This is a genomic window from Comamonas sp. Y33R10-2 (assembly GCF_019355935.1).
Lineage (GTDB): Bacteria > Pseudomonadota > Gammaproteobacteria > Burkholderiales > Burkholderiaceae_C > Comamonas.
On sequence record NZ_CP079925.1, the window covers coordinates 700,244 to 712,550 of the forward strand.

Sequence of the window (12,307 nt, forward strand, 5' to 3'; positions counted from 1 at the left end):
AGCATCATGCCCGCTCCTTTTTTGAGAGCTACTTGCGCTTTTGCTGTATTGGCTTTGGCCTCTTTTCATGCAAATTCTGCCAACTACCCATGCTCCGGCAAAAAAGGCGGGGTAGCGCATTGCGCTGGCGAGCAGTTTGTCTGCAATGACGGCTCGATCAGCGGCTCAAAGCGCAGCTGCAGCGCAGAGATGGGCGGCGGTGCCAACCGCTCTTTAGGCCTGATGTCGCAACCTAAACCGGCAAAGTCTGCTGGCGGCGACTGCAGCTGCCGCAGCGGCAATATCTGCACCGGGCCGCGTGGCGGGCAGTATTGCTATTCGGATTCCGGGCGCAAGAGTTATTTGAGGCGTTGATCGAATACTTCTTTGGCTCATTGAAAATAAAATTTAACTTTTGAATTAATTATGATTATGGATGATAAAAAGCCAAATACGTTTGTTAGAGCACTCATCGTTGGTTTAGTGCTTTCATTATGTTGTCTGGGATTTTTTAATTTTTTCTTAAGAGAGCCAGTCTTTGAGATATCCCCGGGTTTAATAATTCTATTGGCATTAATTGTCGTCCTATCACTCTCAGAGATTTTTGATAATTTATCATTCGGAAAGATTTTTTCTTTGCAGAGAAAGGTGACTGAAGAAAAAATTATTAATAAAGAATTAAAGCATGAGAATATTGAGCTGAGATCTCAATTGTTTAATATCATTACTAATATTCAACAAAGTCAAGTTAACAATACTTATAACACACCTCCCGAATTGTGGGGAAAGGTTCTTGGCGTTGTCCCAGCAACGAGCACACCTGCTATTGATGATGTTGAGTCACAGGTCTCCAATCCCACCGTCACACAGGTTGCACCCTCGGAAACAGGTCGCAACTCAATTAGACAAAGAAGCGAACAATATCGTGCTGCCAATACAATTGCCTTGAAGCGATATTTAGATTCTTTATCGGTTCCGCAATCGGAAATGCTCTTGAATGCGGAGTTCTCTGCATCTTTTCATAAAGTTGATCCAGTGATGGATCGAAAAATTATATTTGATGCTTATTATCAAATAGAATCTAGAGAAAGATTTGTACAGGCGGTAAAGTCGCGTACTACCATATTTCAATTTATTGATAGACTTTATATAATGCTTGCAAAAATATGGTTTTATGGCCAAGCAAAAAAAGTCCAAGCTGAACTTGTTTTGCTTCTTGTTGAAATAGAAGATGACGATCTTTCGGAAAAATTCGATGTAAGTAAACGAATCCTCGAATTTTTTCAGCCTGCAATAGCTAATGATATTCTTCGCATTGAAAAAATATTAATAAGTACAGAAGATATTGAAAAAGAAGTCTTGAAAAATCAATAAAGTACGCTCGTTGAGTTAAGACGGCGTGCCGTGATCACCATTCTTTGGCGTAGCTTGATTGAGATAACGAGCGACGAAAGCTCCCAAAAAGCCGCTAAACAGAATGCAATCGATTTTCTGCATGCGATCTTGGCCAAGCCATAGCAAGTTTTCTGGCATGGCCAGGTGGTAGATACGAATTAGGAAGAGAACCAGCAGCGTCAGACTGGCGATGCGCACTGTGAGCAGAATTGCCCAGTGCATAACTTCCTTCAAGCCCTCTAGGCGACGTTCGTCACCGCCATAAAGCGCTTTGCTTTCTTTCCTAGAGTTGTCGGAATCCGACCTTCTTGCCGTCTCAGGTTGAATCAGTCCATTGAGCTGATCGGTGCTGAAAAGATTGCTAGCTTCTACATCGGTGGGTGAGATAGAGGCTGGCCGAATCAATTCATTGAGCTCTTTAGGCGTTGGCTGGCTGTTCATTACGGCGTTGGGATAGTTCGCGGTAGTGCTGCTGAATTCGGTCGGGTGGGATCACCGCTCCACGGGTGAGCGCGCCGCCCAAATGGTTCCAAGTAACGTCCCATGGCGTGCCAGCCTGATGGGTGATGCTGCTGAGTTGCAGTCCATCAAGGTGCTTGTAGGCATTCCATACACTGTCCAGAAAGGGCTCCAGTGTTTCGTCCGTGATAGTTGGGATGCGGATGTTTCCATCAGGGCCCCATTCACTTCTTTGCCTTGCAATAGGCTCGCGGCCGTAGTGCTTGAAGTTCTGGTACACGCTTTCAACTACAGGCCCGTATTGCCAAGCCTGTACTTGCTCTGCAATCAACGGTTCGCCATATAGTCCCAATCGCCAGCCATGGGCGATGTACACCAGTTTGAGCAACTGCATGGGGGTGATGGCACGACCTTCAGCATGGGCCTTACCGATGAAGTAGTTGGCGACAGAAATGGTGGGTTGCTGTCCCATTTTTGACTCCTTTCATTCATGGCGCTGTTGTTGATTTGGTGACTCATAGTGAGTCATCAATTCTGCAATTGTTGCACAGCAATGTTTACATATTGAGTAAAGACTTAGCCTCCTGACGAAAACACCCGTATCACTGCGAATTTCGACAGATCAAATCAGCCTAGAACTCCGCAAAACCCGCATTAGGCCTATTTTCCATCCACAACACCACCGACGAAAGACACACTTTTAGCGCGCAGTAATGGGTAGCGTTTGCAATGCGCTTTAGGCGCTCTGGTGCTATTTGTCAACAGGCGCAAAAAACCCTTGATGATCATGAGGCAGACGGCATGCTGTCCACGTTGGCGATGTAATTGGGCGTCCTTCGCTCCTGTCTCATACCCCAGCCCCCTGACTGCACGGCACTGCCCACGCCCACAGCGCCCTTGCCCCAACGGCTGTTGATCTGGTCCACGGTTTCCATCAAAGCGCTGCGGTCACGCATGGGTGGCGGGGCATCGTCCAGTAGCGATGCCTGCTGTACCGAGGCAGGGGCCAAGTCCATCAAGATCACGCCAGCCTTGGCCAACCGGTAGCCGGGCTCAAAGAACTCACGCACGCCGCGCAGGGCCGCATCCACCAGCACGGCAGTGTCTGAGCTGGGTGGGTGCAGTTGCAGGGTGGCGCTGCGGCTAAAGGGTTCATCGCGTTCACGGAAGGGGCTGGTGCGGGCAAACACATGCAGCACCCCAGCACGGTGCTGCTGGCCGCGCAGCTTTTCGGCGGCTCGCTGGGCAAAGTGGCTCACCGCCTCGATCAGTGGCTGCAGCTCTGTCACCGGCTGGCCGAATGAACGAGTGCAGGCAATTTGCTGTTTGGCGGGTGTCACCAACTCTAAAGCGATGCAGGGTGTGCCTTGCAGCTCACACACCGTGCGCTCCAGCACCACGCCAAAGTGGGCGCGAACGGTGGCAATGGGCATGTTGCGCAGCTGCCAGGCGGTGTGCACATCCAGCCCGGCCAGCCGCTTGGTGAGCTGGCGGCCCACACCCCAGATCTCACCCACAGGGGTGTACTCCAGCACCAACCGCAGCTCGGCTGGCGTCAGCTCGGCAAAGTTGCAGACGCGCTGCAGGTGGGCGGGGTAGCTGCCGGGCTTGCGTTCGGCGTTTTTGGCGACATGGTTGGCCAGCTTGGCCAAGGTTTTGGTGGGCGCAATGCCAATGCAGGTGGGGATGCCAATGCCGCGCAAGATGCGCTCACGTATGACGCAGGCGCGGCGGGTCACATCGGGTACGCCGTGCAGGCCAATAAAGCATTCATCAATGCTGTACTGCTCTTGCTCGGGCCCCAGCGCAGCGGCCAGGCTCATCATGCGGTCGCTCATGTCGCCATACAAGGGGAAGTTGGCACTCAGGGCAACCAGCCCGGCTTCATCGTGCAGGTGTTTGATCTGGAAGTAGGGCGCGCCCATCTTGATGCCCAGCGCCTTGGCTTCATCGCTGCGAGCTACGGCGCAGCCATCATTATTTGATAGCACGACCACGGGAACACGCTTGAGGCTGGGCCTGAAAACGCGCTCGCAGCTTACGTAGAAGTTGTTGCCATCGAGCAGTGCATACATGGCATCACCACTTGCGGTAGCGCCGCACGCTGGAGGTGACGACGCCCCAGATCTCGATGGTCTGCCCTTCGCGCGGGCGTATGTCGGGATAGGTGGGGTTCTCTGGCCGCAGCATGAAGGTGCCGTTGCGCTGGTACAGGCGCTTGCAGGTGAAATCGCCGTCAAGCTCGGCGATCACGATGTCATCGTGCTGGGGGCGCAGCACCTTATCGACCACCAGCCAGTCACCGTCATACAGGCCCGCACCAATCATGCTGTCGCCACGCAGCGGCATGACAAAGGTGGTGGCCGGGTGCTGGATCAGGCTCTTGGCCAGATCAAACCGCGTTACGCCAAAGTCTTCAGCCGGGCTGGGAAAGCCCGCCCGCACGCAGCCCTGCACCATGGGCAGCTCCATAGGTGAGCTGTCCACGGGGACGGGGAGGGGTGCTGAAATACTGTTCATGCATACAGTATATGTCGATCTATTGGCAGGGCATTTAGTCTGCAAACACCTGCGCTGAAGAAATATCCGTGACACAGGCTATGCCTGATCCGCTTGCTCCTGATTTAGTAGGATTGACTCCGTGCAGCAACTAGGGGTAAACAAGGCTTATGAGTTGGAACAAACAAAAAAATGCAATGTGGGCCGGTGCGCTGCTAATTGTGGGCGTTTTAACGTTTTGTATCGGGGCCGCTGTTGGCGCCAGCCAAACACTAAAAAACTTTCAAGATACTTTCATACCTTTGATGTCAATGATTGGCACCTGGGTCGCTGGTATCGCTACAGCAGGAGCTGTCTGGACGGCTCTTTGGCTTGCTGAAACCGAGAGGCGCTCAGACGTAGAGAGTCTGAAAGGTATGTGTAATTACACAATCACTAGTTCGGGCCAAACTGGACGTCTAGCTGTGAGGGCTACTGCGGACGGCAAGCGACCGACACGCGTGAAGTCACTTGAATTTCAGTCACCTAAGACGCAATTCTTATTGGCGGTGTCTTGGTTTGACAGCAGGAGTACCAAACTTCCCGTGACTTTGAGTTATGGGGAATCTGCAACTTTCATTTTGGATAGCCCCGCAGAAGTAGAACTGCTGAATTTCATCTCGGAACATTGCCAAGGCTCAGCACAAGGCTTAAAAGTTGTTGTGTGTTCGACACTACGGGAGCATGACATCGCACTACCGCATGACTTAACAACGTCTCTAGAACAGCGAGCTAGTCAATGTAAGCGTGATTGGAGTGCAAAGTGATTTACCTTCCTAGCGAAGGCTGGAAACGACATCCTCGGAAACACTACGCTCCATCTGCACCTTGCTCGTCAACCCACCATCCCCCAGCGTGTGCGTGACCTCTTTCACCAGCCAGCCCTGCCCATCAATCTCTGGCTTGAAACCCACCACGCGCACTGGTGTTTGCGGCATCAGCTCGGGCACGCCGATAGCAAGGTTCAGGTCAAACGTGGCCATGCCGCGGTTGATGCGCTGTAGCTCAGCCTTGGCGGCGGCCAGTGCATCGGCTTCGCTGCCAAAGGTTTCCTTCATGGTCTTGAGGTTGCCGTCTTTCTTGCCCGCGATGACTTCTTTTCGCTTGCCAAACTTGCGGTCATTCCACAGTGCTTTGACGCCGTCATAGGCATCGCGGGTGCTGCTGGCAAAGCGGTGCTGGTCGCCATCGATGCGGGTGATTTCGATGGTGGGCAGGCTCTGGCCTTTGCTGGTTTTGGTGCCGTTGATGGGCATGAAGAGCAGGTGCTTTTTCTTCACCGTGGCCACGGCGTCGTACTTGCGTGCGAGGCGGGTGATGAAGTGCATATCGCTTTCATTGGTCTGGTCGATGTGCTGCACTTTGGTGGCGCCCAGCTTGGCGTCTACCTTGTGGGTGAGTTTGTTGCGCTTGGCCAGCGCGTTCAGGATGGCGGCCAGCGTCGTGTCGTGCCAGCTTTTTTCGGTGCGCTTGCGGATCTCGCCACCCAGATCAGCAGCGCGGGCGCGAATGGTGAGGATGTCGGGGGCGCCACTGTGCTCTATCTCATCAACGACGAATGTGCCTTTGTCTATGAGCTGCTGGCCTTGCCAGCCCAGCTGCAGCTCAATCTCGGCTTCTTTGCGGGGCAGGGCCAGCTGGCCATCGTGGTCGGTGAGGACGATGTCGAGTTGATCGGCCTGATTCTCACGGCCTTCGGTGAGGGTGAGGCTCACGAGGCGGGCGTCTACCGTAGGGGTGATGTCTTTGCCAGCCACCACTAGCCGGTAGGTAGGGATGCGGTGGTTGCCTCCGCGATGGCTGGCATTCGCTGAGCGCTCGCGCGTTAGGCTCTCTTCGCTGGTTTCTGCATTGGCCATAGTTACAGCAGTTCATCGAGCGTGGGCTGGCGGCGCTGGCTGCCGCTATTGCTGCTGCTGCCAGAGAACTGGCCTTGTTCGTCCACCGTGACTCGCTCGCCGCCCTGGTCGTTGTCCACGCGGGTGAGCTGCAGGTCAAAGGCAATGCGGCGGGGCGTGCCGTCTTGGTAGTGCAGGGTGCCGGTTTCGTTGAGGCTTTCAATCACGTACTGACCAAAGACTTCGCCGGTGCCCGCCACCAGTGCATAGGGCTTGCCAATATCACCCATGGCGCGCAGCTCGGCCACGCTGGCGTAGGTGCCGATCAGCTCAGGGGCTACCCAGCCACTGAGGCTGATAGTGTCGTCGCCCACGCCCACAAACTGGCGGGCGGCACGGGCACCCACACGGCTGCTGCTGGGGTGGCGCCAGCTGTTGCTGCGCTTGAGATCTTCATAGGCCAGCGTCTGCAGGCCGAAGATGAATTGGCCCAAGGCCATGAGGGTGCTGTTCATGGGGAGGCTTTCAGTTCAGGTCTTGCAGGGCGCTGCGGCGGCGGGCGCCCTTGGCGAGTTCGCGCTTGTCTAGCTCGGCGGCCACGGCGCGGGCAATGGCTTGCGGGTCCATGCCCGGTGCTGCCTGAATGGTGATGGAGTAAGTACCGCCCGCAGCCTGCACAGGGGAGGCTGCCGCTGCACGTGGGGCGATGGCCGTGCCGCCGCCCACTATGGGCGCCATGCCTGCGCCGACCTCAGACGCTCCGGCACCCATGGGCACCATGGCACTGGCGGCCATGGCCAGAGCCGCGGCGCGCACGGCGGACTGGCCGCCCTCGATACCCAGCGCTGCGCCTTCGCTGATGAAGCCACCGTACTGGGTGAAGACCCGGCTGGGGCTGTTGATGCCCAGCTTTTCTTTAAACCAGCCTGCAGCACTGGTAGCGGCATTGACGACGGTGTCGCGCAGTGCGCCCAGCTTGTTGGTGATGCCGCCGATCAGGCCGTCAATGATCCAGCCACCAAAGCTGCTGAACATGGTGGCCATGCCCTGCCAGGCCATGCTGGCTGTGGTTAGAATCAGGGTCCAGATGCCCGAGAGTGTGGCCATGAACCCGGTCCACAGCCCGGTGGCGGTGGTGGTGATGGCCAGCCAAGCGGCATCAGAGAGCATGGCCAGTTGCTGAAGCGTGCCCATGAACAGGTTGACGAGCATGGACCAGATGGCACCAAGCATCCCGGTGAAGCCCTGCCACAGCATTGCACCGCCACTGACCATGCGGTTCCAGATGCCCGTCACAAAGCTGCTCAGATCTTCCCATAGCAACTTGGCACCGCCCACAATGCCTTCCCAGTTGCTGTAAACCATCCAGCCAGCAGTCATCAGCAGACCAATCGGCCCCAGCATGCGCAAGAAGCCCAGTGCAAGTCTTGCCAGCAGTGGCAGCACACGGGCCGCACCCGTGGCCATGCCGCCAAACCCGCCGCCTGCAGCAACCCCAGCCAGCTTGGCCAGCATCAGCCGCACCAGAAAGCCCTTGGCCAGGATGAGGCCCAGAGGGATTAACAGGGCACCTGTGGCCGTCAAAAATGCCGCCAAGCCCAGTGCTCCCATACCCAGCCAACGCACCAATTGCTGGTTTTCCTGAACCCATTTGTTGAAGCCGCCACTTGCTTCGCCCAGCCAGTTGACCAGAACCTTCAAATCCGGCGCCATGGCACTACCCACGCTGGCCAGCGCGTTGGTGGCCGAGCCTTGGGCAGCCTCCACCACGTTGCTGAAGGTTCCCAACTGCTCGTCTACGCGCTTTTGCAGGTTGGCCTGGTCGCCCATCTTGGCTGCGATCTCTTCATAGCCAGCCTTGCCCTTGTCCATCATTGTGTTGAGTACTTGCAGGGTTTCGGCATCATCACCAAACAGCTGCTTCATCACCGAAGTTTTGAGCACGGCGTTGTCGCCTAGGCCATTGAGCTTGTCGAGCTGGGCAAAGAGGTTGTCCATGCCCAGAAACTCGCCTTTCTTGCCGGTGAACTTCAGGTTGAAACCGGCCTTGGCGTCTTTGAGCAGATCATTGGCCTTGTCCAGCTTTTTCGCATCCAAGCCACCCTGGAACACTTTGCGGATGGCATTGCCTGCAGATTCGCCAGCCATGCCTGTCTGGTCCATCATCACCAGCAGCGGCGCCATGCTGTTGGCAAACTCCAGCCCTTCCTGGCGCGCGATGGACATGATGGGTGATAGCTTGCTGAAGCCTTGCAGCATGTTGCCGCTGTCAACGCCCAGATAGTGGGTGCGCTGGATGGTGTCCATCAGGCCCAGCATGTCCTTTTCACTGGTGCGAGTGGAGTCCTGCATTTTTGCCGCGAACTCTGCCGCTTCCGTGACGGGCATTTGCAGCTGCACACCCAGCAGTGCCGCCGCTTCACCTGTGCCACCCAGAATGCTCTGGGCTGACAAACCTTGGCGACGCAGCATGGTCATCATCTCGATGAAGTCTGCAGTGGTACCCGGCAGACGGTCGCCCAGCTTTGTGGCCAGTGCGTTGATTTTTTGAAACTCCTCCGGCACCGATCCATCGGCCTTCATCATGCTGGCCTTGAGCTGAGTGGTGGCGTTTTCCTGCGGGCCATATGCACCCATGGCTGCTGATACCGGACGGGCTACCTGCTTGCCTGCATAGATTGAGGCTGCACCAGCCACAGCCATGCCGCCGCCAATGGCCGCAGCCTTAGCTGACTGCTGCTGAATCCTGGCCAGCTTGCGCTGCTCATCGCCCTGGCGCTTCAGTGCTTCTGACTGAGATTGAATTTTGGCTGTGGTGCTGGCAATGCTGGCACGCAGTTGCTGGTCGTGGCTGGCAAGGTTCTTGGTGCTGATGCCTGCCTCGCCTAGCTTGTCACGCAACTGCTGCAGCCGCTGGCGCTCGGCATTGAACTGGGCGCCTAACTTACCGGCTTCGGTTCGCGCAGCTGCGAACTGTGCGGCCATGGCCTTGGTGGGTGGGCCTGCGCTGCCCATGGTGGTGGCCAATTGCTTGACCTGGGCATTGGCCGCTTTGAGTTTGGCTTCGGTTTCGCTCAGGCCCTTGCGGGCTTCGGTGAAACGACCCACGGTTTTCTGGGTTTCGTTCAGTTGCTTGAGCTGTTCGCGTGCGGCCTTGAGGGTGGCCGCTGTTTCTTTGCTGCCCTGGCTGATGCGCTTGAGCGGGGCCAAGGCCCGGTCTGCCAGATCGAGCATGACGCGCAGGCGCATGTTTTGTTCAGCCATGGTCTATTTCTCGGGTGGTGCGTTGAGTTGGTTGTGCAGCGCCACGGCCCGCTCGCGCCAGTCCATGAGTTCATCAAGGCTCATGGGCCAGAGCTCGCTGGGCGGCCAGTGGAAGATGAGGGCGATGGTGGCAATAGCGTCTTCTACTCGCTCTGGAAGTCCGCGCGATCCGCCTTGGGAATCAAAAAACTGTTCACCGCAGTTCCCAGTGCGACGAGATCGGCAGGGTCAATGGTTTGCACCACCTGTTTGTTAAGCATGGGCTCGGTGACGCGGGGCAGGATGGTCTGGATAGCCTCGGTCTGCAGGCGCAGCAAATCTGTGAGAGCCAAGCCACGCAGAGCGCCAGTGCTGGGTTTGCGCACCTGCACCTCAGTGGCGATTTTGTCCCCCGGCAGGTTGAGGGGGTAGTCGAGGGTGACGGTTTTGGTGTTGTCGTTGGCAGTGGTTGTCATGGTGTGGGCTTCGGCGGGAAGGTGGATGGACGTTGAGTAGCAGGCGGGCGAGCCGCCTGCGGTGGCATAGGCCGTCGTGGCTTAGATGCCCAGCAACTGGCGCACGGTGGCCAGCAGGTCGGAGCCGCCGACTTTTTCAATCATGTTGATGGCGTCGATTTCGATGATTTCTTCACCGTCGATGACCAGGCGGTAGTAGTTCAGGGCCATCTTGGCTTTGAATTCGGTGGCGTCACCGGCCTTGGCCGAGCCGGGGTCAATCTCTTCCCAGCGGCCACGCATGAAGATTTCCACCCCCATGTAGTCGCCGGTGTCGTCGCGCTGCACCGCACCGGCAAAGCGCCAGAGCAGGCCATCGACCTTGGCATTACCGAACTGGCGCAGCACGTCACGCAGCCAGCCACCGGCAGTTAGCTCGGACTCCATAGCTTCCATGCCGTGGTCGGTCTTGACGGGCATGAGCATGCCGCCGCTGCGAAACTCTTCCATCTTGCGGGTGAGTTTGGGCAGCGCAATTTCGGTGACTTCGCCGACGTAGCTGGTGCCTTCGATAAAGGCGTTGAAGTGTTTGAGGATCTGGGGCATTCCCATGGTCGTTTCTCCTGTGGTTCAGTGAGTGTGGGAAGGCTCAGACGCCGGTCTGCACGCGCTGGGCGAAGTCCGCGTAATAGCGGTCGGTGATGCGTTGCTGGAACATGAGGTCTTCCAGCGGGGGTACGGGCGTGTAGTCGTAATCGATGACCAGCTGGCCTTCTTTGAGGGTGCTGGATTCGTTGAAGCTTTCGTCATACCAAGCACTGCCGCCGAGGATGTATCCGCGCGTGGTCAGCTCGCGGAACTTGGCGTTCACGCCTTCGAGGATGTCTTTGACCAGGCTGGGGTGCAGGGGTTTGTCCACGGCCCACATATGCGCTTCGGCAATGGAGTCGGCCAGCACATGGGCCGTACGGGTGGCGCTTTCAAAGCTGAACAGCGGCTCGTCCGAGCAGGTGCGCGAGCCCCAGAAGCGAAAGCCGTCGCGGTTGACCAGCGTGGTGATCTTGTTCTGGTTGAGCAGGCCAGCATCGGTGGCCGGGTTCTGCAGGTCCCAATAGATGGCGGGGTTGATGCCAGTGACACCATTGACGGCGACGTTGGACAGGGTCTTGTGCCAGCCTGTGTCCATGTCGATCTTGGCGCGCAGGCCCAGCGCATAGGCCTCGGTGTAGGCGTTGACGGTGGTGTTGGTGGCCGTGTCCCAGCGCTCGAAGTCGGCATGGATGAGCATGAGCTCGCGGGCCGAGAAGCTGTTGCGGTAGGTGATGGCATCAGCCACAGACTGCTTGTAGGTGCCGCAGTACGCCATAGCGCGCAACTGCTGGGCCAAGTCCTGAAAGGCGGTAGCCACGGGCTGGGTGGAGAGGCCGGGAGCTCCCAAAATGCGGGGCTTGACGCCGAGCTTGGCAGGGGCCGAGAGCAGTGCCTTCATGCCGGTGTAGCTGCCGTCGCTGAGCGTGGTGCCGATGAGATTGCTGGTGAGGTCGGCTTGCTTTTCCAGCTCTGTTTCGCCCATGCCATCAGGAACGCGCACGACCACAGTAACAGGCAGGCACTGCGAGGCAATAGCGTCGAGGCTTGCCGCCAGCGTGCCCTTGGTGCCCGCCTTGCCAATGGCGGCGCGCACATTGGTGATGAGCACGGGCGTGTCGTAGGGGAAGGTGGCTGCATCCGCGTCTTCAGCGGTGACAACCAGACCAACGATTGCGGTGGAGACGGTCTTGATGGTGCGGGCGCCCGTGGTCAGTTCAATGACACGGACGCCGTGGTGGTATTCGGTGGACATGGGCGCTTGAGGGGTGGAAGTTGGCGACACATCAAGTGTTCCCAACCCCTCGTGCGCGCGCCAGCTTGGGGTGCTGTGGCGGCGGTGGCTACATCAGCCAGTGCCGTATTGCTACACCTGCACGGTCACTGCATAGCTGAATAGGGCGTCCAGATCTTCATCAGACAGCTGCAGTAGCTGTGCCATGGCCAACATTGTCGGGCTGCCGCGCTCCCAGATGGTTGCGCGTTGGTAGCCGATGCGGGCGGTGTACTGCTGCACCGGGTCGGGAATCTGCGCGATGGCATCAAGCACATGATCTTCGGTGATTTGCTTGAGAGCGAAGAGTGCTACCAAGCCTTGGGCGGGGGAGCAAGCGCTTGGCATTACCGCTTCAATTACAACGAAAACGGCAATGGGGTAGCCGTCTGGATCTGCTTGAATTCTGTGTCCTAGCGATTGCAGAGTTTGCAGCGATGCGTGCTCAGCATCACTGATTTCAACCGCATCTGCAGGTATGTCGTGGCCGTGAATGACGGGATCATAGAAACCGCCCGTAATCTTTGAGTAGAACATGC

At 57.1% G+C, this 12,307-nt stretch carries 15 protein-coding genes; 3 read left to right on the forward strand and 12 right to left on the reverse strand.

Features of this window, described 5'->3' with window-relative positions; translation table 11 throughout:
• Window positions 1-6: 6 nt before the first annotated feature.
• Both KUF54_RS03090 and KUF54_RS03095 read left to right on the forward strand, forming a co-directional pair.
• A complete protein-coding gene (locus KUF54_RS03090; protein ID WP_255576260.1) occupies window positions 7-354 on the forward strand; it encodes a hypothetical protein in 348 nt (115 codons plus the stop codon).
• Window positions 355-405: 51 nt separating this feature from the next.
• Window positions 406-1,353: a hypothetical protein gene (locus tag KUF54_RS03095; protein ID WP_219345147.1), complete on the forward strand. Its 948-nt coding sequence runs from the start codon at window positions 406-408 to the stop codon at window positions 1,351-1,353.
• 15 nt (window positions 1,354-1,368) lie between these two features.
• Here the strand turns inward: KUF54_RS03095 and KUF54_RS03100 are convergent, their stop codons facing one another.
• From KUF54_RS03100 to KUF54_RS03115, 4 genes are all read right to left on the reverse strand, one after another.
• Entirely contained in the window at window positions 1,369-1,815 is a 447-nt protein-coding gene (locus KUF54_RS03100; RefSeq protein ID WP_219345149.1) for a hypothetical protein, read from the reverse strand.
• Window positions 1,793-2,305 (reverse strand): Panacea domain-containing protein, encoded by a 513-nt coding sequence (locus tag KUF54_RS03105; RefSeq protein ID WP_219345151.1) that lies wholly within the window; start codon window positions 2,303-2,305, stop codon window positions 1,793-1,795. The genes KUF54_RS03100 and KUF54_RS03105 overlap by 23 nt, the downstream gene beginning before the upstream one ends.
• Before the next feature lie 313 nt (window positions 2,306-2,618).
• The gene (locus KUF54_RS03110; protein ID WP_219345153.1) at window positions 2,619-3,908 is read right to left on the reverse strand and encodes a Y-family DNA polymerase; all 1,290 of its coding nucleotides are present in this window, start codon (window positions 3,906-3,908) and stop codon (window positions 2,619-2,621) included.
• 4 nt (window positions 3,909-3,912) lie between these two features.
• Window positions 3,913-4,353: a LexA family transcriptional regulator gene (locus KUF54_RS03115; protein ID WP_219345155.1), complete on the reverse strand. Its 441-nt coding sequence runs from the start codon at window positions 4,351-4,353 to the stop codon at window positions 3,913-3,915.
• Between the two features lie 149 nt (window positions 4,354-4,502).
• Between KUF54_RS03115 and KUF54_RS03120 the strand changes: the two genes are divergently transcribed.
• Window positions 4,503-5,138, forward strand: a complete 636-nt coding sequence (locus KUF54_RS03120; RefSeq protein WP_219345156.1) for a hypothetical protein — start codon at window positions 4,503-4,505, stop codon at window positions 5,136-5,138.
• A gap of 9 nt (window positions 5,139-5,147) precedes the next feature.
• Here KUF54_RS03120 and KUF54_RS03125 read toward each other — a convergent pair whose 3' ends face one another.
• The 8 genes from KUF54_RS03125 to KUF54_RS17350 all read right to left on the reverse strand — a co-directional run bounded on the left by KUF54_RS03125 (window position 5,148) and on the right by KUF54_RS17350 (window position 12,305).
• Window positions 5,148-6,230, reverse strand: coding sequence for a contractile injection system protein, VgrG/Pvc8 family (locus tag KUF54_RS03125; RefSeq protein ID WP_219345157.1), 1,083 nt, complete (start codon window positions 6,228-6,230; stop codon window positions 5,148-5,150).
• 2 nt (window positions 6,231-6,232) lie between these two features.
• Window positions 6,233-6,724, reverse strand: a complete 492-nt coding sequence (locus KUF54_RS03130) for a phage tail protein (protein ID WP_255576262.1) — start codon at window positions 6,722-6,724, stop codon at window positions 6,233-6,235.
• 10 nt (window positions 6,725-6,734) lie between these two features.
• A complete protein-coding gene (locus KUF54_RS03135; protein ID WP_219345158.1) occupies window positions 6,735-9,473 on the reverse strand; it encodes a phage tail tape measure protein in 2,739 nt (912 codons plus the stop codon).
• A 3-nt stretch (window positions 9,474-9,476) separates the two neighbouring features.
• Window positions 9,477-9,608: a GpE family phage tail protein gene (locus tag KUF54_RS03140; RefSeq protein ID WP_219346248.1), complete on the reverse strand. Its 132-nt coding sequence runs from the start codon at window positions 9,606-9,608 to the stop codon at window positions 9,477-9,479.
• 8 nt (window positions 9,609-9,616) lie between these two features.
• Window positions 9,617-9,928, reverse strand: coding sequence for a phage tail assembly protein (locus KUF54_RS03145; protein WP_219345160.1), 312 nt, complete (start codon window positions 9,926-9,928; stop codon window positions 9,617-9,619).
• A gap of 81 nt (window positions 9,929-10,009) precedes the next feature.
• Window positions 10,010-10,519: a phage major tail tube protein gene (locus KUF54_RS03150; RefSeq protein ID WP_219345162.1), complete on the reverse strand. Its 510-nt coding sequence runs from the start codon at window positions 10,517-10,519 to the stop codon at window positions 10,010-10,012.
• A 37-nt stretch (window positions 10,520-10,556) separates the two neighbouring features.
• The gene (locus tag KUF54_RS03155; protein ID WP_219346249.1) at window positions 10,557-11,750 is read right to left on the reverse strand and encodes a phage tail sheath protein; all 1,194 of its coding nucleotides are present in this window, start codon (window positions 11,748-11,750) and stop codon (window positions 10,557-10,559) included.
• Window positions 11,751-11,861: 111 nt separating this feature from the next.
• Window positions 11,862-12,305 carry a hypothetical protein gene (locus tag KUF54_RS17350; RefSeq protein WP_255576263.1) on the reverse strand — a complete coding sequence of 148 codons (444 nt, stop codon included), beginning with the start codon at window positions 12,303-12,305 and terminating at the stop codon, window positions 11,862-11,864.
• Between the last annotated feature and the right edge of the window lie 2 nt (window positions 12,306-12,307).